This is a genomic window from Bordetella tumbae (assembly GCF_965139195.1).
Lineage (GTDB): Bacteria > Pseudomonadota > Gammaproteobacteria > Burkholderiales > Burkholderiaceae_B > Bordetella_A > Bordetella_A tumbae.
In genome coordinates this window covers 432,658-455,922 of the sequence record NZ_CBCSJH010000001.1, presented here as the reverse complement: position 1 = coordinate 455,922, position 23,265 = coordinate 432,658, and the positions used below count along the sequence as shown (strand labels likewise).

The following is a 23,265-nucleotide window of genomic DNA, read 5'->3' as shown; positions in this document are numbered from 1 at the left end:
AAGTGGATGAACTGACCGCGTTATTCCATGGCTTTTCTACAGTGCTCAGCTGGTACAACCTGGGCATGATGTTCATCGGCCTGGTGCTAGGCGTCATCATCGGCGTGCTGCCCGGCCTGGGCGGACCGAACGGCGTGGCGATCCTGCTGCCGCTGACCTTTACCATGCCGCCCACCTCAGCCATCATCATGCTGTCGTGTATTTATTGGGGATCGTTATTCGCAGGCGCGATTACGTCGATTCTCTTCAACATCCCAGGGGAAACGTCTTCGGTGGCCACCACCTTCGATGGCTATCCCCTGGCGCAACAGGGCCGTGCCGGCAATGCACTGACCGCGTCGTTCACCGGTTCGTTTGTGGGCGCGCTGTCAGGGGTGCTGTTGATCACCTTTCTGGCGCCCCTAGTGTCCAAATTCGCCTTGCGCTTTGGCCCACCGGAATTCTTTGCGGTATTCCTGCTGACCTTCTGCAGTTTTGTGGGCACGGACAAGAAGACACCATTCAAGACCATCATTTCCATGATGTTGGGTTTTGGTTTGGCAGCAATAGGCATGGACACTGTCAGCGGCGAGTTGCGCATGACGTTCGGCTGGTCGGAATTGCTGCGCGGAGTGGATTTTCTGGTCGTCGTGATCGGACTTTTCGGTATCGGCGAAATTCTGGTCAGCATGGAAGAAGGCCTGAAATTCGAGGGCAAAAGCGGCCGCATCAATCTCAAGGTAGTGCTGCAAACCTGGAAGGAAATGCCCAAATACTGGATGACGCTGATACGCAGCACGCTAGTCGGCTGCTGGATGGGCGTGACGCCGGGCGGTGCCACGGCAGCATCATTCATGGGCTATGGATTAGCTCAGCGGTTTTCGCGCAACGGCCATAAATTCGGCACCGGCGAAATCGAGGGCGTCATTGCGCCCGAGACAGCCGCTCACGCATCGGGTACATCCGCCTTGCTGCCCATGCTGGCATTGGGCATTCCGGGTTCGGCCACGGCGGCAGTGCTATTGGGAGGCTTGATGATCTGGGGCCTGCAGCCCGGCCCGCTGCTCTTTACCGAACAAAAAGATTTCGTCTGGGGCTTGATCGCCAGCATGTATCTCGGCAATTTCGTGGGCCTGATCATCGTGCTGAGCACGGTACCGCTGTTTGCCGCGATACTGCGCATCCCCTTTGCCATCGTCGCTCCCATCATCATCGTCGTATGTGCAATTGGCGCGTATTCGGTCAATAACGCCATGCTCGATGTGTGGTTCATGCTGCTGTTCGGGGTAATAGGCTATGTGCTGAAAAAGCTGTCGTACCCGCTGGCGCCCATGATTCTGGCGCTGGTTCTGGGCGATCGCATGGAGGACGCTTTCCGGCAGTCCATGCTGGGCCCAGGCACCGGCCTGCATGTGTTCTGGTCCAACGGCTTGGTCGGGACGATCACAACGCTGGCGCTGATCATGCTGTTCTGGCCGCTGATATCCCTGCTCTGGCGCCTGGTGCGTAAATCAGGCCGCGACACGGTCTCGCAGCACTGACCCAGCCTCGAGAGTACCGGCGGGTCCCGCCGTGCGGCTCTCCTGACCACTGAGCCAAAGCGGACGCGGCGTGTGCAACACTCGAAAACACGCCGCGGCCACCTGGCCCGGCGATACCAATTGAATGCCGACACTTCCCGGCTCAGGATACACGGCCTCGGTATAGGATCGTGCCCAGAACCACTCGGGGTTGGCTTCGTTGAATACACCGACATAAGGCACGCATACGCCCTGCCCGATGTGCGACGGGCCGCAGTCATTGGCGACGATCAGCCGTGCGTTGAGCATCAGCGCCGCTAATTCCGGCACGGTACAACCGACGACGAGTTGAAAATCCGGCCGATTCAATGCATGAAGAGCAGCCTGCTCGGCAGCCTCGGCAGGGCCCAGAACGAAGCTGAAGCGGGTATCCGCCCCTAACGTAGCCTTGAGCAGGTCAGCCAGCGCGACGAAGTTATCCACGCCCCAACGCTTGAACTCACCATCACCGCCGCCTGGAATCAGCACGATATCCGCTGAAACGCCAGGCTGCGGAGCCGATGCAGCGATGCTCGCAAAACAATCGCGTGCAGTGATTTCAGGCTGCACGGCACGATAAGTACCTAAAAGAGATAAATTAGCCAGGCCGATGTATTCGTTGATGTCTTTACGCCAGCCATGCGTCCAGATGAAATCGAGCAAACGGTTATTCTGGAAGCCCAACCGTACTTTGGGCATGCGCAGCATATTGACGATGGCGTAGCGCTCGCTGGTATGGTGCAGACACACTGTCATGTCCGCCCGCCACGGCATTGCGCGTGCGGCCGCATACAGGCTATCGACCTGCACGAACTCGTCCACCCACGGCAAGGGCAAATAGTAGCCAGACACCGCATGCTGCCCAACCACCCGCAGCGTGGCCTGTGGCCACCATTGCTTTAATTGATAAAGCGCTGGGAACGAGGCGATCTGATCACCGAATTTGTCCCGGCTGCGAATATAAACAGCGATCTCTTTCATGCGTACCGAATAACCCCTGCGGGGAACATCACGCGGCCGATTTTAGCTGTGGGTGGGCTTGAAAGTCTGCTGGTTTATGAATAAATGGTTAGATTTTTTACGGCCTGAGCCAGCTCATGAAATATTAGATTTCATAGGAGAATCAGGTTTCTTCGACCTATCGCATCGCACAAATCATGAACAAACGGTAATGTATTTTTGGCTATTTCTGCGCGCCCAGTGCGAGCGCCTGATCCACGCCCCGCAATAGCGCCACCACGGTGTCCAGATATGGGGACGCAAGGCCCAGTTCTCGTGCGAACTGCTGTGGTTGCCCCAATAGTGCATCCGCCTCGATCCGTCTGCCCAACAGCACGTCTTGCAGCATCGAGGGTCGGCCATTGGATGCCAATTGCGTGCTCACTGCTCCTAGAGCGTGATCATCCGTAATCGGGGATCCAAGCGTACGTGCAATGTTGGCGACCTCTAACGCCAACCCGCGCTGAATGTCAGGCAAGCCTGGAATTTGAGAGCAATGGGCCGATGCGAGCCTCGTCAACGCACAAAACGGACTGCCAACCGCGTTACGCAACAGCTTGCGCCATATCTCGTAGCGGATATCGGCAGTGGTCTCGCCACCCAGTCCAGCGCTGCTGAACAGTTCGGCAAGCCTGCCCGCCCGTCCCGGCAAACTGCCATCCGGCTCGCCGAAAATATAGCGATTCACGCCGCGATGCAACGCCCGCCCGGGCGCCTCGACCTCGTTGGCGGAATAGATCACCGTCCCCAGCGCACGCTCTGGGCCTAGACGATTCCACAGTGCACCATCAGGGTCGAGCAACGGCAGCGCCCCCTCCCCCTTGTTCCAACCATAGTTCCACCACCAAGGAATGCCATTCGATAGAAACGCGACGACACCATCAGGCGCCAATAGCTGGCGCAATGCGTCAGCCTGTGCAGGCACACTCGCGGCCTTTAGCGCGACGAGCACGATATCCTGGGGCGGCAGCGTCGCCGGGTCGTCAGTGGCATGATCAAAATGGGCATGCCATTGCTCTCCATCGATATGGCGCAAGGACAAACCATGCGAACGGATGGCCGCCAAATGCGGGCCCCGCGCCACGATACTTACCTCTCCCACCCCTGCACTAGCGAGTCGCACTGCCACATTGCTGCCGACCGCACCTGCGCCGAATACGCAAATCTTCATGTCGTCCTCAAGCTGAAGCCCGCATGGCGGGGATCGCCTACAGTCGCGGGAAATCGATATCCCATTGTAGATATGCCGTGCGTGCATGACGCTTGCTAAATTGACCATGCGACATCAAGATCGCATCCACGCACCCGTGTCTATCGAGCGCAACTCCAATAAGGACAACCGGCTTGCTGAACCACTGCCGAGGCCATCTCGCCCTGCTCATTCAGGGCGTCGGACTCTGTCCGGTATTGTCCCGATCGGTCAAGCAGGAATCGCGTCGTCAAAGAACGGGCCGTATCTTAACGAATACCGAGAGCTACCGGCCTGATATCCCCTGCTCTCGCAGATAGGTCTCCAAAAACTCCACGCATACCCGCACCTTGGCCGAGGCGTTCAGCCGCGACGGATACACTGCCCAGATATTGGCCTGTTGTCGATACTGCGGCAGCACATGCACCAAACGCCCTTGCTCGATCAGCGGATTCACGTCCCAGGTCGAACGCAGGATAATGCCGCGCCCGTCCACGGCCCAGTTCACCGCCATTTCGCCATTATTGGTCGACAAGGGGCCGTGCACCTTTACTGTGTGTTCGCGACGTCCCCGCTGTAGCCGCCACACCCCAAAGGGATGATCGCGCTCTTTGATCACGAGACAATCGTGTGCGGCCAGGTCATCCAGATTTTTGGGCGTACCATGGGTTTGCAGGTACGCAGGCGAGGCGCACAGCACGCGATGATTGTCAGCCAAAGGCCGCGCAATCAGATGTGGAGCGATCTCGTCGCCCACACGGACGTCCAGGTCGTAGCCCTCTGCCGCGACATCGATCAATCGGTCAAACGCCTCCAGGTGCACTTGGACCGAGGGATGCTGTGCCGAGAATGCGGATAACGCAGGCGCGACCACGCGCCGCCCGAACCCGAAACTGCTGCACACTCGCAACGAACCCTGGGGCTCGCCGCGGGTCACGCCTACCTCTTCGATCAAATGGTCGACGTCATCCAGAATGCGCTGCGCCCAGTGGTAGATGCGCTCGCCCGCTTCGCTAGTCACCACGCGGCGGGTGGTGCGATGAAACAGCGACGTTGCCAGCGCCTCCTCCAGCACCCGGATCCGCTTGGTGACATAGGCCGGTGACATACCCAGGCCTGCGGCGGCGGCAGAGAAACTGGACGAACGCACGACAGCACAGAAGACGCGCAGATCAGCGGGCAGAACATCATTATTCATGATTCGTGCATATTAATTTCACAATATGGCCCATTGTAGATACTTCGTGCACCTTCTACCATGGGGCCTGCTTCCCTACCTTTATCGAGCCCGCCCTCATGACCCAATCATTCAAAATCGCCGCCATTGCCGGTGACGGCATCGGCAACGAAGTCCTGCCCGAAGGCCTGCGCGTCGTCGACGCCGCCGCCAAACGTTTCGGCCTGCCGCTAGAGATCGTCCATTTCGACTGGGCCAACTGCGACTACTACGAAAAGCATGGCGAAATGATGCCGGCAGACTGGAAAGCACAGTTGCAGGAATTCGACGCGATTTTCTTTGGCGCGGTGGGCTGGCCCGCAACGGTGCCCGATCATGTCTCGTTGTGGGGATCGCTGCTGAAATTCCGGCGCGAGTTCGATCAGTACATCAATCTGCGCCATGTACGCTTGTTTGATGGCGTACCTTGCCCCTTGGCCGGCCGCAAGGCAGGCGACATCGATTTCTATATCGTGCGCGAAAACACCGAGGGTGAATACACCAATCTGGGCGGCTGCCTGTTCCCCGACACCGATCGCGAGATTGTGATCCAGGAATCGGTATTCACGCGCCACGGTACGGATCGCGTGCTGCGCTATGCATTCGATCTGGCCCAAAGCCGCGAGCGCAAACACCTGACGGTCGCCACGAAGAGTAACGGCATTGCCGTCAGCATGCCCTGGTGGGATGGCCGCGCCAATGCGATGTCGGCGAACTATCCGGATGTCACGGTAGACAAGCAGCACATCGATATCCTGGCAGCACGCTTTGTGCTGCAGCCACAGCGCTTTGACGTGGTGGTGGCATCGAATCTGTTTGGCGACATCCTGTCGGACTTGGGCCCTGCCTGCGCAGGCACGATCGGCATCGCACCGTCGGCGAACCTGAACCCGGAACGCAAGTTCCCTTCACTGTTCGAACCCGTGCATGGATCCGCGCCAGACATCTATGGCAAAGGCATCGCCAACCCCATCGCCATGATCTGGTCAGGTGCGTTGATGCTGCAATTCCTGGGCAGTGACGACGCCCACGATGCCATCTTGCGTGCGATTGAAGACTGCTTGAAATCAGGGCCGCGTACGCCGGACCTGGGCGGCGACGCGCGGACCGAAGACATCGGCCGCGCGATTGCGGAGCATGTTGCTGGGTGTGATTTAGCTGGCTGACGGTAGTGGCCGTGCAATCCACTACGCCTCAAGCCGACGCTATTGCATGTCTAAGATGCAGAATTACGCATCAAACTATGTTTTTGATGTGCAATTCTGCATCTGACTGAAGAAACGCCACTGGTAAATATCGATATTGTCGATATTTTTAAATTATCGCCAATACCGATAATTGCCAAATATCGAGATTACCGATACAGTAGAAATATCGGCAACCTCGATATTTGTTCTCATGCACAAGCTTTCCACCAGTGAGCAGATCGGTATGATACTCATCGCCCGTCGCAAGGCGCTGGGACTGACGCAAGCCGACGTTGCGGCGAGATTGAACATTAGCCAAAACAGGCTTTCCGAACTCGAGAGTCAACCCGGCCAATTAACTGTTGATCGCTTGCTGGCCATAACGGGCGTGTTGGGAATCGAGCTGACGCTACAAGAACGTACGCAGACCGCGCCCAGTTCGAGTGAGTGGTAGTCATGGCACGCCAATCTAGTACCCGCCGTCTGAACATCTGGGCGAATGGACTGCGGGTGGGGCAATGGCAATTGCCCACGAACGGCAATGACACGCTGACCTACGATCCACACTGGATCGCTTCCCCACAGGGGCGGCCTTTGTCGCTATCCATGCCGTTCACACTCGATAACGCACCGCTACGTGGTGCGATGGTGCGCAACTACTTTGACAATTTGCTGCCCGACAGCGACGCCATTCGACGCCGGATACAGAAGCGGTTTCACACCCTGAGCACAACAGCTTTTGACCTACTGGCAGAAATAGGACGTGATTGCGTAGGCGCCGTTCAGCTATTGCCCGAAGGTCAAACACCCGAAAACGTCCAGACGATCGAAGCAGAAATATTGGACGATGCGCAAATCGCCAACTTATTGCGATTGACAGCGGCTATGCCCACTGCGATAGGACAACACGACGACTCAGACGAAGATTTTCGGATTTCTATTGCGGGGGCTCAGGAAAAGACCGCATTACTCCGGCATCAGGGACAATGGTGCCGGCCATTGGGCGCCACACCAACGACGCATATATTCAAACTGCCCTTGGGCTTGGTGGGGAATCGCCAGGCGGACATGCGGACATCGGTGGAAAATGAATGGTTGTGCGCCAATATCTTGCGACGGTTCGGCTTGCCGGTAGCTGGGTGCGATATCGCTCATTTCGAAGACCAGAAAGTCTTGATCGTCGAGCGCTTTGATCGTCACATGTCTGGGCAAGGCTATTGGTTACGAATGCCACAAGAGGATTTTTGCCAGGCAACAGGGACACCAGCCGATGCAAAATATGAGTCTGACGGAGGCCCTGGGATTATTCAAATCGCTCGTCTTCTACAACAGTCGGAAACTAGCAAACACGATCTGCGTGTCCTGTTGACAGCACAATTACTCTTTTGGTTAATGGCGGCGACTGACGGACACGCCAAGAATTTCTCTATCTTCTTGCTTCCTGGCGCTCGGTATCGCTTGACCCCGCTCTATGATGTGCTGTCGGCCTGGCCAGTGACAGGAAAAGGGCCGAACAAACTAGATGCCAACCGTTTACGCCTGGCGATGGCAGTAAAGGGTAAAAACACACATTACCGATTGCGAGACATACAACGAAGGCACTTCAACCACACAGCTGCGCTGTGTGGTTGGGGTCCCAATATGGAAGACGTGATCACAGCAGTGCTGGATCAATTGCCTGGCATTCTTGACACTGCCGCAAACGATCTGCCAGCCGAATTTCCCGAGGACGTATTTACAGCAATACGAGATGGAATGGAGCAGGCGGCGGAACGTTTAGCGAGAATGCCCAGCTGATACCTGCTAGTCGGGCAACACCTTACGCGGGTCTTCTGAGCAATTCCTCATTCACTCCCGCATAGGCTTGATTACGCCAGTCGCCCGCGCGGGGAATCGGCAGGCCGAGATTCTCGCGCAATGTCGAGCCTGCATAGGTCTTACGAAATACATCTCGGCGTTGCAGCTCCGGCACAACATAGCGCACAAAGTCCTCGTAGCTGCCAGGAATGTGAGTCGGGGACACCACGAACCCATCGCATCCCCGCTCGACAAACCATTGCTCCAGCTGATCCGCCACGCTTTTGGCAGTCCCAGCGAAGACGGGAAACTCCTTAATGCGGGCACGATTGGAAAACTCGACGAAATCGCGTACTGACGGATTCTTCTTGCCTGACAGCATCACCACGCGATCGCGAAAGCCCGTCCAGCCGGAAATACTCTGCATCTCCGCATCGGTAAACGGCTCATCATAGTCACGTTTTGAAAAGTCGGTATTTAAAATTTCGCAGAGCAGCGTGAGCGAATCGATCGGCTGCGCGAGAGAATCGATATACGCTTTCTGTTTCTGTGCAATCTCATCGGATTCAGCCACAATCGTGTAAATCGCCGTAGCGACCTTGACATGGTCTGGATTGCGTCCGGCCAATGCGACAGACTGTTTGAATTCCGCATATTGTTTCTTGGCGGCTTCGAGATTGGGATACACCACGAATACCAATTCTCCCCAGCGTGAGGCAAAAGCCTTGCCCCGCCCGCTCTGACCCGCCTGAATCAGTACGGGATGCCCTTGCTCCGATCTCGGTACCGTGAGCGGGCCTCGGGAGCTGAAATACCGCCCTTTGTGATCAAGCCGGCGGACTTTGTCCGGATCGGCAAATTTGCCGCTATGCTTATCAAGCACCAGTGCATCATCATCCCACGAATCCCAATGGCCCATCACAGTTTCGAGAAACTCATCGGCGCGGTCGTATCGCAAATCATGCTGCAGATGACCAGAGGCACCGAAGTTCGCAGCCTCGGAGTCATTCAAAGACGTGACAACATTCCATGCGGCACGGCCATGCGTCATCAAGTCGAGTGTCGAGAACAGGCGCGCGACGTGATAGGGCTCGTAATAGGTCGTGGAATAGGTTGCACCCAAACCCAGGTTCTTGGTAGCCATCGCCATGGCCATCATGATGGCTGTAGGGTCCATCTTGACGGCGCGCACACCATATTCGATCGTCTTGCGATGGTCGTTCCCATAAATATCTGGCATCGCCAGGCGATCATCGAAGAACGCCAGATGAAACTTGCCCTCCTCCAAAGTCCTCGCGATACGTTGGTAATACTCGGGCGTCATGAAATCCTGCATCGCAGCACTATGCCGCCACGACCCAGGATAAGTGGAACAATTCTGGGCCTGCATAAAACCGATCATCGTCATATGACGAGAACTGGTAATGGACATACTTCGTCTCCTTACTGATCGTACTTTTCAATGTTCAGAAATCGGGAATCTCTACGGTCAAAAGGGGCGCATGCTGTTGCGCGCCGAAGGTATCCCTTTCGCCTACCGTGCCTTGCTCCCAGGCTCGCTTCAATGTCAACTTGAAAGCGCGTGCAGGGTCGAAGAACATCAACGTAACAATGTCATCGCTCGTCACGCTGTATAGCCGGCAAATAAGCGCCTCCGTCAAAACACCGCTCGACTTCACCTTTTCATAAACCTCATCACTATCGAAAATTACGTCAAAGGTAATCTCGAACGGGCCCGAGTTCTTGCTGCGAACGACTTTCGCAAGTTGACGCAAGGTCTTCGTACGCACCCCGTTTTTTTCCATGCTCATGGTTCAAATCTCCACGATCTCGAAAGGAAACAAGGTGTCCGTCGAGTCAATTTTCATCAAGTGATATACCGTGTACTTACATACAGGACCGATAGGATTTTCGGGAGGGTTCAGAGGAATTGCGAAATTCCCGGCGGTCGCCAGCTGACCGTCGTAGGCGGTATGCAGCACGTCGATTCGAACGCTGCTGCATATCGTGTTGGCCAACTCTTGCGTGGGAGCCGTCACCTCGCCCAACAATCCGATTTCATGCGGCAGAGCGTCGGCCATGGGTTCGAATTCACCCATCACCCCGTTCATGCCATAGACATGAAAGATGATCTGGGCAGCGCCTGAGCGGATTTCTGGATATGTTTTGCAGGCGTCAGCCTTGATACGACTGAGATAATCGTCGATTTGACCGATCAGTATGGGATCCCGTATTCCGCCGATAAAAATCGTGCGCATACCGACAATGCCCGCCCCTTCCAACTTCACCGTATAGTCTGCCGACTCGATGAAGCGGCTCCCTCGCACCCGCACCGCTCTATCATTGATCTGCTCGTAGCTTGCCTCGCGCAAATCTATAGTGCCGCCCGGTCCAACCAGGAGGTCCGGGCGCGCTTTTTCATAAAGTGTATGAGCGGCTACGGAAGCGGGCGTGCAACGCTCCTTCGGACTCATGGGTTCCAGGTCAAAGCTGTCGCGTCGTACTGTAGCCAGAATCACCTTTCCTTTTGGTTCTGCACAGTTGGCCCCACATTCGACGATTTTCCCCATATGCCAATAAATGCCAGGCTCGATGCCGTGCATCATGCAAAGCGCGGCAAAGGGTGCTGGATCATAAGATCGGCCAGCCACAATGACATCTACATCGGGATGTTCGCGCAGCACGTTGACAAACGGCTCGGCTCCCATCTGAGCCACGATGTTCGAAGCCATGTCGATGTCGTCTTCTTGCAGTACAGGTGCAGAGGCGCAGGGCGATATCTTGCCATCTGCCCATGCCTGGCGCACGACGCCCGGGGCTATATCCGAATAGATCTTGGCGATTTTGAAGTGATAGCCTTTGTCAACCGCGATCTCCTGAATGAGGCTGACGAGCAAATCCACCTGCTCACGAATGCCGGCCCCTCCTGCCGAACTGATGTAAACGGGGATTTTTCGATTTGCGCAGGCATCCAGCATCAGGGACAGATCGCGTTTATATGCGTCCCGAGACACGATGGTTTTTGGCAAGCCCAGTAAATATGGCCCGGGGTCCGTCGATCCTCCGTCGACGATCATCGCGTCGGGATTCCTATCGATCCCGCGCCAAAAATCGGCTTCGGGAATGCCATATCCGAGAATGCCATTTGGCGTAAGAATCCTAATCTCGTCTTTCAAATCAAGTCTCCGTTACTCGTCTCGGCAAGTGTTCGCGAGCGATATAGTCGTTGCGTTTCGTTGTGAGAATTATCCGGACACCAGGGATCAAAGACTATTTTCTTTATGAGATAGACTAATAGGCATTCCTAATAAAAGCAGGAGTGGGACCAAGAAAATGGCTGCGCCAGATACTGAGGGAAAGACAGCAACGGCTGCCGCCCCTGCATCCATGACCATGCGATTCGATCTGGTCGAGCTGGAGACCTTTTTGGTCGTCGTCGAGCTCGGCAGCTTTAGCCTGGCCGCGCGCCGTCTGCACATTTCCCAGCCGTCGGTCACCAGCCGTGTGCAGCGACTTGAATCTCTATTAAAAACAAAACTTCTCGTTCGTACTACGCGCCATGTCGAACCGACAAACGAAGGGAAGCGTCTGCAAGAGCGGGCAGAGATCACGTTGCGTGGACTGCGAGACTTGCTTCAGGAGTTCCAGGCTGACGCCCAGGCTGCTCGCCTACGCGTCACCATTGCCTCGACGCCTATGATCTCGGCCATGATGCTGCCCACCCTGATTCATGATTTCGGGGTGCGCTATCCGGATATAGAGATTCACCTGCGAGACCTACAGTACGAAGATGTCATCCAAAAAGTGGAGAGTGCAGATGTGGATTTTGCCGTCGTCGCCTTCGACAACGACTCGAAGAAACTGCATTTCGAACCCTTGTCCGAGGAAGACATCCTCTTGATCGTGCCCCAGGGACACCCGCTGGCTCACGCAGGGAAGGTGTCGCTATCGCAGTTGGCCGAAGTCCCCCTGGTCATGTTGAGTCGCTATTCAATGCTGCGCGATAAGCTGGCCAGCGAACTGCGGCAGCGCAACCTTGCCATGCAGCCGACTCGCGAGGTCATCAATCTCAGTACGCTGCTAGGCCTAGTCGATGCAGGGTTAGGCGCAACCGTCTTGCCACGCTCGATGGCACAGCGCTATGCGATCGATACTCGATGTACGTTAGAAATCGAGGACATCCACCTGACTCGAAGCTTCGGCATTTTGCGCAACCGTAATGTCGAGCCGACGCCGGCAGTCGATAGTTTTATCAAGTTTCTGCAAGATAACTTCGAATCCATCGTGGTCAATGCGCCATAGCGCCACATGGTGCCATCGCAGGCCATCTATCGGTTTCCTTGATAGATTCATTGCAATATCGAAATTGTTCTCGTATCGACGGATAAATAGACTTAAAGCCTGAACCTGCACGACGGCAGTCGACTATTCGCAACCGAGACGAATCAAGGAATAAACAGCATGGCCCTGCACGATATCAAGACGTTCCGGGATGCGCTCAGCGCATTCCCGAGCGGAGTCACCATTGTGTCGACCACTGACCACGAAGGTCGTCATTGGGGATTCACCGCGAGCTCATTTTCATCCGTATCCATGGATCCGCCGTTAGTCCTCGTCTGCCTCGCCAAGACCGCAGAGTCACACGCCGCGTTTGTACGCGCCAAACGATACGTAATCAATATTCTTTCAGAAGAACAGCAAGAGATCGCACTGCAATTTTCACGAAAAAATGCCGACAAATTCGGACAGCATGCCTTCAGATTCGGCACGAAGAGCAAGCCCCACCCCCCTGTTCTGCCAGGCTCATTGGCGTCGTTGCATTGCGTGGCACAGGATTGCCACGAGGCCGGAGACCATACAGTGCTTATAGGTCGGGTAGACGATATCGAGCGGTGTGACGCGACGCCGCTGCTCTACTTCAATAGAGGCTTTCGGAAAATCGAGAGAGAGGAATTGGCGTTTTCAAGCTAATACCCCTGAATCGCCCGGCTCCTCCTCGCCGGGCGACTGAGTATGCCATGGCAGCAGCACACTGAATCGCCCCCATGGAAACAAGAAAACTCTCAGAACGCTGCCAGATAGATCGCCAAAGCGTCAGCCTGCGTCACGGTACGCGGGTTGTTGACCAGCAAGCGCTGCTGCTGCATTGCCTCCTGAGCCAAAAGCGCAATATCGCCTTCGCGAACCCCAACCTCGCGTAGCGTACGCGGAATCGCGGTTTCTATAACCAGAGCTTGTATCTGATCAATAAAATACTCCGCGGCGCCCGCTTGGTCCGCGGGACAATTTTCTGCGGGCAGCGTCCTGGCAAGTTCCGCGTATAACGGCTGCGCGCACGGAAGATTAAAGCGCAGCACATGAGGTAATACCAGGGCATTGGATAGTCCATGCGGGACATGAAAATGTCCACCCAACGGGTAGGCCAATGCATGAACCGCGGCGACAGGAGCATTGGAGAATGCCTGTCCCGCTAACGTTGCACCAAGCAACATCGCTTCGCGGGCATTTATGTCCGTCCCCTCACGACAGGCCTGCAGAATATTTCTCGACAGTAGCGTCATAGCCTGCTTGGCCAGCATATCGGACAAAGGATTCTTCAGCCGCGCCGAGGTGTACGCCTCGATCGCATGGACCATGGCGTCAATACCCGTCGCTGCAGTGGCTGCTGAAGGCAGGCCCAATGTCAGGTCAGCGTCGAGGATCGCCAGATCGGCCGTCAACAATGGCGACACGACACCGCTCTTGGTGGTTTCGCCGGTAGTCACAATAGAAATCGCCGTCACCTCAGATCCCGTGCCAGCCGTTGTCGGTATCAGGATCAGTGGCAGGCGAGGTCCCGTGACCTTGCCAATGCCATACATTTCGCCTAAAGGTTGCGCCGACCCGCAAAGCACAGCAATAAGCTTGGCGACATCCATGGACGATCCGCCCCCTAACCCCAACACGACCTCCGCCCCGAAATCTCGAGCACGCTCGGCGGCCTTTAATACAACATCATCAGGTGGATCTGCCACCACATCGTCAATGACCGTGACATTCCATCCATGAGCATGCAAATCCGCCAAGGCAGAATCAAGCAGACCGCTAGCATGCAGAAACTGATCGGTGATCAGGCACAAACGACTCGCTGCATACCGGCCGCGCAGCCGCTCGCCCAAATGGCGAGCAGCCCCCCGTTCAACGATCAAATGAGGGACCGTCGAAAACTCAAAACCATTCATATCTACTCCACTGTGTGCCGCTCATCTCGTACGAGCATCGTACGCTCCCCTATTGCGCGATGTCGTAGATCCAGGGGCGAACCAGTCGGTCTCGCTGCTGAAATGCGGAAATGTCTTCGCTGAGCACCAGGCTTTGATCAATGTCATCCCAGCCGTTCAACAAGGCTTCACGTTGGTGCGCAGGAACAACAAATGGAATCTCGAGATGATTGCCGACGCGTATCGCACTGTCGCCCAAATCGACATGTAAGGTTTGCCCCTGCCTGGCCAGCGGTACTATTTTTTCTATCTGGCTCGCGGATAGCCGAATAGGTAACAGTCCATTTTGCAGACAGTTGTTATAAAAAATATCGCCGTAGCTTTGCGCAACGATACAACGAACGCCAAAATCATCCAGCGCCCACACCGCCATCTCTCGCGAGCTTCCGCAGCCGAAATTTTCTCCAGAGACGAGGATTTTTGCCCGTCGAAATGGCTCCTGGTTCAAGACAAAGGCCTCATTCTCCCGACCGTCCGGCTGATAGCGCAACATCTCGAACGCCCATGGCGCAAACTGTCCTCGCTTTAGCGTTGTCATACGCTCGATACGAATGATCATGTCCGTATCAACATTGTCGCGATCAATCACGGCCGCCACACTATCAAACGTCACAAAGCGTCTCATGCTGCGCTCTCCAGCAACGATGATGAACTGGTGATGCAGCCCGCGATGGCGCAAGCTGCGGCCGTTGCCGGACTAGCCAGATGCGTCAGCGCCCCGGGCCCCTGCCGCCCGACAAAATTTCGATTTGATGTCGATACGCAGCGCCGGCCCGCAGACACCATGTCGCCATTTGCTCCTACGCACATCGAGCATCCGGGTTCACGCCACTGGAAACCCGCCTCACGAAAGATCTCGTCCAGGCCCTCTCGCTCGGCCTGGAATTTGACGGGCAGAGAGCCCGGCACCACCCACGCCTCGACACTGGCAGCCACTTTCTTGCCGCGCACGACGTGGGCAGCGGCTCGTAGATCCGAGATACGGCTGTTGGCGCAAGACCCAATAAATACGTGGTCAACGGGCGTACCTGCTAACGATTGGCCCGGGTTCAGACGCATATACTCCAACGCGGAACGCATACCCTGCCGTTTCGCAGCGTCACTTGTATTTTCCGGATCTGGAATCACTCCCGTAATAGCCATCGCGTGCTCTGGACTGGTCCCCCAGGTAATGATGGGCTCGAGACCCTCCACATCGACACTAAGCTCTCGGTCAAATACAGCGTCTAAGTCCGACGGCAAGGTGGTCCAGTACTGCACAGCCTTGTCGAAATTCTGTCCCTGAGGCGCATACGGGCGGCCTGACAGATAGGCGTAAGTCACCTCATCTGGAGCCACCATCCCCACGCGAGCTCCCATTTCAATAGCGAGATTGCACAATGTCATACGCGCCTCCATATCAAAGGCACGTACACATTCACCTGCAAACTCGACTGCGTATCCGGTCGCAACGGAAGTTCCCAGCACACCGATCACGTGCAAAATGACGTCCTTTGCCGTCGTGTCGCTACACGGTTGTCCTGTTATCGAAATCCGCATCGTCTGTGGGCGGCGCTGCCTGATGGTCTGCGTCGCCAACACGTGCACTTGTTCTGACGAACCGATCCCCCAGGCCAGTGCGCCGAATGCGCCGTGAGTGCAGGTATGACTGTCACCACAAACAATAGTCGTACCCGGCAGGCTCAGCCCTTGTTCCGGCCCGACCACATGCACGATACCTTGCCGGCCATCGGTAATGTCCAACATAGGCATGCCCAGCCGAGCCGTTTGCTCACGCAGCCCCTGCATCATATGACGAGCGCTGGGCGGGCCGTTTTCGACACGGCCTGGCTCGGTTCCTATGACATGATCCAACGTGGCAAACGTCAGCCCGGGATTTCTTGGACTCAGGCTACGCCCTTCCAGAACGCGTATGGCTTCCACGGTGGTCAACTCGTGTACCAAATGCCGGTCAATGTGCAGTAACGCGACGTCCTCCGAAATCTGGGTTACCACATGCGCATCCCAGATTTTGTCGAACATAGTTCCTTTGCTCATGCGTCATCCCTTTGGGTATGCAACGCCGCAGTACGAAGCCCGAGGACGACGCCCTGATCAGCGGTCTAACGAATTATTCAAACGTTCCAGCAATTGATCTGCAGAACGCCACAAGTGCTTTTTCATGGCGGCATATGCCGCGTCGGCGTCACCCGCCAAAATTGCGTCGGCGATGACCTCATGCTCGTCGAGTGCCTGATAGATCACTTCCTCTTCACTGATGACCTGCCGCAGTTGGCTGATGAATACGGATTGGTGATGCTTTTCAATCAGATCAGCGAGCAACGGATTGCCGGTAATACGGACAATCTCTCGGTGAAAATCCTGGTTGTCGATGGCGAACTGCTGAAATACTGGCCTTTCTCGATGCTTGCGGCCGCGCGCCACGACATCGATCAAGCGCTGGCGGTTCGCCCCCTCGTCGATTCGTTGCGCCGCCAACTGCGCCGCATAGCCCTCAAGGGCTTCTCTAATCTGATACATGTGCCGTATTTCGTCCGGCGACAAGCGGCGCACGACCGCGCCCCTATTCGGAATCAGATGAACCAGACCATCCGCCTCCAACCGGCGAAACGCCTCGCGCAGCGAGCTGCGGCTGACGCCTAACTGCTCAACAATGTCGCGCGAGATCAAGCGCTGGCCCGGTGCGTAGCGGCCCTCGAGGATGCCCATCTTCAGATCATTTGCCACGCGCTCTACGGTTTCGCCGGAGCGGCCTGTGGACTCGTCCACGGCGGCATTCGCGCGGTTATCTGCCAAGTTCATAAATACGACCAAATTAATCCTATAGATGGCGTAATTCTATTTGACCCGATAAAAATCATACACTAAAGTCACATAAAAGTGTCAGACATTTTTGACGGAAAATAAATAATGCACGTGCTTCAACCGCATCGTGTAACAGACAAAATCACATCCTGTAGAGACAGCCCATGTACAAGATCGCCACACCCTCCCCGTTCCGACGCACCTTGCTGGCAGCTGCCGCATCATTGGCCATGACGCTAGGTAGTTGGAGCACGTCCAACGCGGCAGACAACTATCCCACACAACCCATTCGTCTCATCGTTCCCTTTGTCAGCGGGGGGGTCACCGATGCCGCCGCTCGGATCGTCGCCGAGAGACTGGGTCAACGCTTGGGGAAGACAGTCATTGTAGAAAACCGCCCCGGCGCAGGGGGCAATATCGGCACCGCCGAGGTAGCTCGTGCCACTCCCGACGGCTACACCCTATTGCTGGGATATGACGGGACGTTGGTGATCAATCCCAATGTCTACACCAAGGTCCCGTTCGACACGCTGAAAGACTTCGCTTCCATCGGCAAGATCGGAGACGCTTTACTCGTCGTCCTGGTCAACCCCAAACTGCCGATACACAATTTCAGTGAGTTGATGGCGCAAGCCAAACAAAGCAAAGAAGGGCTGTTCTATGGCACTGCGGGCAATGGCAGCACTCCTCATTTGGCGGGCACCATGTTGAGCCAGCGCACAGGCATTCCGTTGCAAGCGGTTCCGTACAAGGGAGGCAGCGCGGCCGTTGTCGATGTCGCTGGGGGAGTTCTGCCCATGACCATTTCCTCGGTCGCAGGCGCCCTGCCATTCTTGCAAGGCAATCAGGTGCGAGCCATCGCCATGACGTCGCTAGAACGAGCCCCTTCGCTGCCTGACGTACCCACGCTCGACGAACAAGGCGTAAAAGACTACGTTTTCAATTCCTGGGTCGGTTTGATGGCTCCTGCCGGTACGCCTCAAACGATTATCGCGCGTCTAAATACGGAGCTACAGGCCGTTCTCAACGACAGCGATACCAAGGCGCGGCTAATCAATCTCGGAGTGGTCACAACGCCCGGAACTCCCGAAGACTTCTATAAACAGATTGAAAACGATCTGCAGAAAAACAAAAAAATCGCGCAAACTGCCAATTTGAAACTCGATTGAAGCACTGTCTCCCAATTAACTCACCAAAAACCGTTCCTATGGCCAATCCCATTCTGCGTAAGAAACTCGATGCGGGCGAATTCCTGATCGTCCCTGGTGTACAAGACATGATCGCCGCACTCATGACCCGCAAAGTCGGGTTCGATGTCGTCTATGGCTCTGGCTATTGGTTGACCGCATCCTCTCTGGGCTTGCCCGATGCCGGCATCGCCACCTACACCCAAATGGTTGATCGCATGCGTACCGTGACGCAAACCACTAGCTCGGCACTGATCGCCGATGCCGATACCGGTTACGGTGGCTTGCTTAATGTGCATCACACTGTGCGCGGCTACGAAGCCGCGGGGGTGACTGCCATTCAACTCGAAGACCAGGAGTTTCCAAAGAAGTGCGGCCATACCCCCTACAAGCGATGTGTACCCATAGAGGACATGGTCGACAAGATCAAAGTTGCTGTCGAGGCAAGGGAGGACAAAGAGAACTTCCTCGTCATTGCTCGCACAGACGCCCGAGCATCGCTGGGCGTCGACGAAGCGATGCGACGCATGGAGGCATATGCCCGAGCAGGCGCCGACATTCTGTTCTTTGAAGCCCCCCAATCAGAAGATGAAATGCGCCGCGCTTGCGATGCATTTGACGTGCCCATGCTGGCCAATATGGCAGATGGCGGCAAGACCCCTATCCTGCCAGCGAAAACACTCCAGGAAATCGGATATGCGCTAGCCATCTATCCCGCGATGACGAGTCTCGTGGCCGCTGCAGCCATGGAAAAAGCGTTGCGCATACTCAAAAATGACGGACTGAGCCAGACACCCGACATCGACATGTTCGACTTTGGAGAGTTCTGCAAACTGATAGGCTTTGAAGAAGTCTGGGATTTCGAACGGAGCTGGGCACGCGACCAGACCTCTTGAACAACATGCAACCGGTCCGCAGCAACACTATCCAAAGGAACTTTCGTGCCGTACATACTGCGGCAACTGTACTAACTCGTTGATCTCGCTAAATGACGAGATCCGATCGGCGATGGTGTCCGTGCGGCCTTCACGCACGATGACTTCGAAAATCTCTTTGACAGCGTGATGAGCGGCGGTCATCGCCTCGATCGGGTAAAGCACGATGGTGAACCCCAGTTCCTGCAACGCCTTTTCCGACAGAAAGGGACTTTTCCCTGTGCGGGCAGAGTTGAACACTAGAGGTCTGCCGCAGCCTTTTAGCGCCTCGCCAATTTTCTGGATTTGATCGATGGATTCTGGCGCATCGACAAACAATGCGTCTGCCCCTGCATCGGCAAAACGTTTGCATCGCTCGATCGCATCCGACAAGCCTGTGACGGCAATGGCATCGGTACGAGCAATGATGTAGAAATCCGAATTTTCTTTCGCAGCAATGGCGGCCTTGATTTTCTGCGTCATTTCCTCGACGGGAATCACCGTCTTTCCGGCAATGTGGCCGCATTTCTTCGGAAATCCCTGATCTTCTACATGCAAGCCGGCCGCGCCGGCAGCCTCCCAGAGTTCAATCGTGCGTTGCACGCTAAGAATGCCGCCGTATCCGGTATCTGCATCTGCGATAACCGGCAGATCCGTCACCCGGCAGATGCGACGGATATGCTCGGCCATTTCCGTCTGGCTCACCAGCCCCAGATCAGGATACCCCAGTGCCGCTGCCGCCGCCGCATAGCCGCTGATATACATGGCGCGAGCACCTGTCTGTTGCACGAGACGCGACGTCAAGGCGTCATACGCGCCCAAGCAAGCGATGGGCCCTGCCTCCAAGCGTTTACGAAACTCTTTACCTGGATTCATGAACGTAATCCCTTTATCAGGTTCTCAACATATATTCGCGCCATTCACTGTCCATGCGAGGACACAGCATCCTTTCTGCCATCTCCGTCGATCATGCTGAGGTCTGATGAATGGACCCTTCCGCATATCTCTGGCGATCGCGATAGATGTCGAACCTCATACCATGCTCGCTGGCGATACGCTGCTCGAACGCCTGCACTTCCGGCGTAACGTTCACTCCGCGAAATCCTCCCCTCACCGATTTCGGGGCCACGTCCTTGTAGGCCGCACGCAGCCCTTCTGGCAATGGTTGCCCCTCCGGAAGCGCCAGCCAAAGCCGTAAAAGAAACCGCTTGCGCTCGGGCTCCTGTTCATCCTCATACTCAGTGCGAGCGTGCAAGACGATGTGGTTATTAATGAACTGCAGATCGCCAGGCTCAAAGTTCATGCTAAAGCAAAGGTCAGGACGCGCCAGCGTCGCATCGAGCATATCCAGCGCCTCGATCTGCAAGGGTGTGAGTCGCGGAACTTCGGGAAATGATAACTGTGCGGAATTAATGTGATTCCGAATGTGGCGGCAAACAAAGTGTCCGTCTTGCATCCCGAATATTGGCGCCTCGTAGTAAGGAGGCTCCTCTGGCGCATGTTCGCCCTGACGGCTGAAAACAAAGGGTTGGTAGAGCACATGGACCAAATCCGGTCTCATGGCCAGCATTTCATTGTGAGCACGAATCGAGCTCGAAATCATGCTCTCACCTCCTGATTTAGCCACACGCACTACCAGCAATCCGACCATATCGGAACCATCGGCGTGAAAATCCAACCGCGAGCTCGTGTTATAGCCGCGCCCTGTCTTTGCTCTATAGGTTCCCCCCGCATCTCGCACATCAGACATGAATGCACTCGCCTTTCCTTGAGGGCGTGGGACGCCTAATTGCAATCCGAGCCCCCAATAAAATATCCGAAGCTCTTCTTCGGAATAGTCCCCGACAGGAAAGCCACGCATCAGTTTGAATCCATGCTCGGTCTGCGTGCTGGCGATGAGGTCTTTTAATTTCCGCCTCAATGCTTCATTGATGGGAAAATCGTCGCGCGACATTTCCATCTTTGATCGGCCGCTTGCCAGTGCATGACTCAACGCACCGCGCAACTGAGCAATATCATCCGACGTCAGCCGATAGATCCATGAAGAATCCTGCTCCAGATCAGTGCGGTTCCAACCACGGGGTTGAGTAATAGCCTCAATCATGATGCACACTCCTTTCAGATGGGTTTGAGATCGATAGCGTCGGCGAGCGATTTCCAGAATTTGAAGGCGCGCTCATTCGCAGCATTGAATTCATCCACGGTATCTGCGACCGGCTCGGCAGCCTGCTCGGCGAGAACCGAGCGCATGGACGAATCGAATACCACTGCCTTTGTTTCGTGCTGCAGTTTTTCCAGTATCGGTTTGGGCGTTCCTGCAGGAGCAAAAAGACTGTATGACGTATAGACCTCATTGAACTCTGGCATTCCGAGTTCTTTCATCGTCGGTACATCGGGCCACACTGGCGTACGCTTCGATCCGGTAATAGCGAGGGGACGAGCTCGCCCGCCGTCTACGAACGCCTTTGATGTCAGAATGCTGGTTGTGCCTATCGTCGCGATGCCACCCGCGACATCCGTCATCAACGGCGCCCCACCTTTATACGAGACGCTGACTATATTGAGTTTTCCGTAATAGTCGAGCATGTTTCCGACTAGACGCGTCATATTTTCGGAGCTGCCATACGAATATCGTGCGTTCGGTTTGCGTGACGCGTCCATAAACTCGTTCATCGTTTTGAACGGCAACGTCGAACTCACCAGAAAAGCGAGAGGCGAGCGGGCAACCATTGTGACACCGACGAAATCCTTGAACGTGTCGTACGGCATGTCCTTTTGCACTAGAGGATTAATCAGATGGCTGTTGACGACCAAGACCAGGGTGTAGCCATCGGGCTTCGCCGTTGCGACCACACGCGTACCAATGATCCCATTGGCACCGGGACGATTCTCGACAATCACGTTTTGCCCCAGCCGTTGGCTTATTCGTTCCCCCCATTTCCGGGCGACGGTATCTGTCCCGCCACCTGCCGAATAGGGAACAATCAGTCGAATAGGCTGGTTGGGATAATCATATTGCGCGAGGGCGTTACAAGTGCTCAGGGCGAGTGCTGCCCCGCCCGCAACAATACAGGCGACTCGATGCATGGTCATGCTTGTCTCCTCGGGCGCGTTATTTATGAATGTGAGCAGGAGGCGCCCCGACTCCAAAAAGATCAGTCCGTTCTGGGACCCGATGTATTCCTTTCTAACGTCATCTCGTACGAGAAAAGATGGCCAGGATGGACACTGAGCGATAACTCAATCATGCGGTCATGTGCGTCGTAGTATTCGCGGCGCACCCACAGACATGCCGTGCTCGAGTCCACCTGCAGATTGCGTGCAACGTCCTGAGGCAACGTGGCGGACCGTATGGTCTGGCGCACACGCGCGACAGAGACATTGAATTGTTGCTCGACCAAGCGAAATATTGAACGGGTAATGAACCCCTGCACACCTTCGACCGAACGATAATCGGGGTGCACCCATACCTCGTGCCAGGAGATAGGCACCGTCTGATTATGTTCGTAGCGCAGCCCCGTCACGAATAACCATTGTTGGCCTTCGTAGGGCATCAATGCCGGTTCCGCATCGGCATCCACTGTTTCGATCTGGCGAGTCAGGACCTTCATTCGGGTCTGTGCGCCATGCTGCATCAAATCCGAGATCTGACTCACCGCCAGTTGAAACTCCCGTTGCACGACAGTGGCGATAACGACGGTCCCCAAGCGCGGTGTGCGCTTGATCAAACCAGCACGGGTCAATCGATCAAGCGCAATGCGTACTGTATGCCGGCTCGCGCCAAACTGCGTGCACAGATCCAACTCGCGGGGTAACTTGCTACCGACGGGATAAACGCCGTTGCGAATTTCAGCAGCAAGCGTCCGCGTCAGGTTCTGATGACGTGGCGCAGGCAACTCCTGTAACTCCGCAAACGCATCGACGGTGTTCGTCGCATTGCGTGCTGGTTTACCCCTCGCTGGAGACCTGGATGGCTTTGTCCCCTTGTCTATTTTTTCGGTGGCCATGCGTATTTGTCCATTTGTTCGAACATATACTAAATGCCACCAATTGCCCTCGTCAAGCGTTGTTTGCCATTTCTCGACCAGCGTCGTCGCCGAATAATCTGTCGGCACGCCGTCGATCAGCAAAATCGCGCCTTTCGATTACGCTCACGCAGAGGAACATCCAACC

General features: G+C 55.6%; 22 protein-coding genes. 8 read left to right on the top strand and 14 right to left on the bottom strand.

The annotated features are described in order from the left end of the window. Positions 1 to 2 precede the first annotated feature (2 nt). Complete coding sequence (locus ACNA0J_RS02130; protein ID WP_415815915.1) at positions 3 to 1,520, top strand: tripartite tricarboxylate transporter permease; 1,518 nt, start codon at positions 3 to 5, stop codon at positions 1,518 to 1,520. Here the strand turns inward: ACNA0J_RS02130 and ACNA0J_RS02125 are convergent. The 3 genes from ACNA0J_RS02125 to ACNA0J_RS02115 form a co-directional block, all read right to left on the bottom strand. Beyond that, the gene (locus ACNA0J_RS02125) at positions 1,491 to 2,519 is read right to left on the bottom strand and encodes a glycosyltransferase family 9 protein (RefSeq protein ID WP_415815913.1); all 1,029 of its coding nucleotides are present in this window, start codon (positions 2,517 to 2,519) and stop codon (positions 1,491 to 1,493) included. The genes ACNA0J_RS02130 and ACNA0J_RS02125 overlap by 30 nt on opposite strands. Before the next feature lie 202 nt (positions 2,520 to 2,721). After that, the gene (locus ACNA0J_RS02120; RefSeq protein WP_415815911.1) at positions 2,722 to 3,708 is read right to left on the bottom strand and encodes a ketopantoate reductase family protein; all 987 of its coding nucleotides are present in this window, start codon (positions 3,706 to 3,708) and stop codon (positions 2,722 to 2,724) included. Positions 3,709 to 4,012: 304 nt separating this feature from the next. Then, positions 4,013 to 4,924, bottom strand: coding sequence for a LysR substrate-binding domain-containing protein (locus ACNA0J_RS02115; RefSeq protein WP_415815909.1), 912 nt, complete (start codon positions 4,922 to 4,924; stop codon positions 4,013 to 4,015). A gap of 98 nt (positions 4,925 to 5,022) precedes the next feature. On the opposite strand from ACNA0J_RS02115, the gene ACNA0J_RS02110 reads away from it, so the two are divergent. The 3 genes from ACNA0J_RS02110 (at position 5,023) to ACNA0J_RS02100 (ending at position 7,926) form a co-directional block, all read left to right on the top strand. Next, a complete protein-coding gene (locus tag ACNA0J_RS02110) occupies positions 5,023 to 6,108 on the top strand; it encodes a tartrate dehydrogenase (protein WP_415815907.1) in 1,086 nt (361 codons plus the stop codon). Positions 6,109 to 6,340: 232 nt separating this feature from the next. After that, complete coding sequence (locus tag ACNA0J_RS02105; RefSeq protein ID WP_415815905.1) at positions 6,341 to 6,583, top strand: helix-turn-helix domain-containing protein; 243 nt, start codon at positions 6,341 to 6,343, stop codon at positions 6,581 to 6,583. A gap of 2 nt (positions 6,584 to 6,585) precedes the next feature. Beyond that, entirely contained in the window at positions 6,586 to 7,926 is a 1,341-nt protein-coding gene (locus ACNA0J_RS02100) for a type II toxin-antitoxin system HipA family toxin (protein ID WP_415815903.1), read from the top strand. Between the two features lie 22 nt (positions 7,927 to 7,948). Here ACNA0J_RS02100 and ACNA0J_RS02095 read toward each other — a convergent pair whose 3' ends face one another. The 3 genes from ACNA0J_RS02095 to ACNA0J_RS02085 are packed head-to-tail and all read right to left on the bottom strand — an operon-like array spanning position 7,949 to position 11,102. Then, positions 7,949 to 9,358, bottom strand: a complete 1,410-nt coding sequence (locus tag ACNA0J_RS02095) for an LLM class flavin-dependent oxidoreductase (RefSeq protein WP_415815901.1) — start codon at positions 9,356 to 9,358, stop codon at positions 7,949 to 7,951. Between the two features lie 34 nt (positions 9,359 to 9,392). Then, on the bottom strand, positions 9,393 to 9,737 hold the full coding sequence (locus tag ACNA0J_RS02090) for a DUF4387 domain-containing protein (protein ID WP_415815899.1): 345 nt from the start codon (positions 9,735 to 9,737) through the stop codon (positions 9,393 to 9,395). A gap of 3 nt (positions 9,738 to 9,740) precedes the next feature. Then, positions 9,741 to 11,102 carry an acyclic terpene utilization AtuA family protein gene (locus ACNA0J_RS02085; protein WP_415815897.1) on the bottom strand — a complete coding sequence of 454 codons (1,362 nt, stop codon included), beginning with the start codon at positions 11,100 to 11,102 and terminating at the stop codon, positions 9,741 to 9,743. Between the two features lie 157 nt (positions 11,103 to 11,259). Between ACNA0J_RS02085 and ACNA0J_RS02080 the strand changes: the two genes are divergently transcribed. Both ACNA0J_RS02080 and ACNA0J_RS02075 read left to right on the top strand, forming a co-directional pair. Continuing rightward, positions 11,260 to 12,228 carry a LysR family transcriptional regulator gene (locus ACNA0J_RS02080; RefSeq protein WP_415815895.1) on the top strand — a complete coding sequence of 323 codons (969 nt, stop codon included), beginning with the start codon at positions 11,260 to 11,262 and terminating at the stop codon, positions 12,226 to 12,228. A 159-nt stretch (positions 12,229 to 12,387) separates the two neighbouring features. Beyond that, on the top strand, positions 12,388 to 12,897 hold the full coding sequence (locus ACNA0J_RS02075) for a flavin reductase family protein (protein WP_415815893.1): 510 nt from the start codon (positions 12,388 to 12,390) through the stop codon (positions 12,895 to 12,897). A 92-nt stretch (positions 12,898 to 12,989) separates the two neighbouring features. Here the strand turns inward: ACNA0J_RS02075 and ACNA0J_RS02070 are convergent, their stop codons facing one another. From ACNA0J_RS02070 to ACNA0J_RS02055, 4 genes are read right to left on the bottom strand one after another with little or no spacing between them, the layout of a single operon-like run. Next, positions 12,990 to 14,147 carry an iron-containing alcohol dehydrogenase gene (locus tag ACNA0J_RS02070; protein WP_415815891.1) on the bottom strand — a complete coding sequence of 386 codons (1,158 nt, stop codon included), beginning with the start codon at positions 14,145 to 14,147 and terminating at the stop codon, positions 12,990 to 12,992. A 49-nt stretch (positions 14,148 to 14,196) separates the two neighbouring features. After that, positions 14,197 to 14,811: a 3-isopropylmalate dehydratase small subunit gene (leuD, locus tag ACNA0J_RS02065; protein ID WP_415815889.1), complete on the bottom strand. Its 615-nt coding sequence runs from the start codon at positions 14,809 to 14,811 to the stop codon at positions 14,197 to 14,199. Then, entirely contained in the window at positions 14,808 to 16,223 is a 1,416-nt protein-coding gene (gene leuC, locus ACNA0J_RS02060) for a 3-isopropylmalate dehydratase large subunit (RefSeq protein ID WP_415815887.1), read from the bottom strand. Before leuC ends, leuD begins: the two co-directional genes overlap by 4 nt. A 57-nt stretch (positions 16,224 to 16,280) precedes the next feature. After that, entirely contained in the window at positions 16,281 to 16,988 is a 708-nt protein-coding gene (locus ACNA0J_RS02055; protein ID WP_415815885.1) for a GntR family transcriptional regulator, read from the bottom strand. Positions 16,989 to 17,155: 167 nt separating this feature from the next. Here ACNA0J_RS02055 and ACNA0J_RS02050 point away from each other — a divergent pair, with 167 nt between their 5' ends. Both ACNA0J_RS02050 and ACNA0J_RS02045 read left to right on the top strand, forming a co-directional pair. Beyond that, on the top strand, positions 17,156 to 18,160 hold the full coding sequence (locus tag ACNA0J_RS02050; protein WP_415815883.1) for a Bug family tripartite tricarboxylate transporter substrate binding protein: 1,005 nt from the start codon (positions 17,156 to 17,158) through the stop codon (positions 18,158 to 18,160). A gap of 38 nt (positions 18,161 to 18,198) precedes the next feature. After that, entirely contained in the window at positions 18,199 to 19,074 is an 876-nt protein-coding gene (locus ACNA0J_RS02045; RefSeq protein ID WP_415815881.1) for an isocitrate lyase/PEP mutase family protein, read from the top strand. A gap of 27 nt (positions 19,075 to 19,101) precedes the next feature. On the opposite strand, the gene ACNA0J_RS02040 is transcribed toward ACNA0J_RS02045, so the two are convergent. The 4 genes from ACNA0J_RS02040 to ACNA0J_RS02025 all read right to left on the bottom strand — a co-directional run bounded on the left by ACNA0J_RS02040 (position 19,102) and on the right by ACNA0J_RS02025 (position 23,099). After that, positions 19,102 to 19,968, bottom strand: a complete 867-nt coding sequence (locus ACNA0J_RS02040; protein ID WP_415815879.1) for an isocitrate lyase/PEP mutase family protein — start codon at positions 19,966 to 19,968, stop codon at positions 19,102 to 19,104. Between the two features lie 91 nt (positions 19,969 to 20,059). Continuing rightward, positions 20,060 to 21,196 (bottom strand): TauD/TfdA family dioxygenase, encoded by a 1,137-nt coding sequence (locus tag ACNA0J_RS02035; protein WP_415815878.1) that lies wholly within the window; start codon positions 21,194 to 21,196, stop codon positions 20,060 to 20,062. Between the two features lie 14 nt (positions 21,197 to 21,210). Beyond that, a complete protein-coding gene (locus ACNA0J_RS02030; RefSeq protein ID WP_415815876.1) occupies positions 21,211 to 22,185 on the bottom strand; it encodes a Bug family tripartite tricarboxylate transporter substrate binding protein in 975 nt (324 codons plus the stop codon). Positions 22,186 to 22,247: 62 nt separating this feature from the next. After that, on the bottom strand, positions 22,248 to 23,099 hold the full coding sequence (locus ACNA0J_RS02025) for a GntR family transcriptional regulator (protein WP_415815874.1): 852 nt from the start codon (positions 23,097 to 23,099) through the stop codon (positions 22,248 to 22,250). Positions 23,100 to 23,265 lie beyond the last annotated feature (166 nt).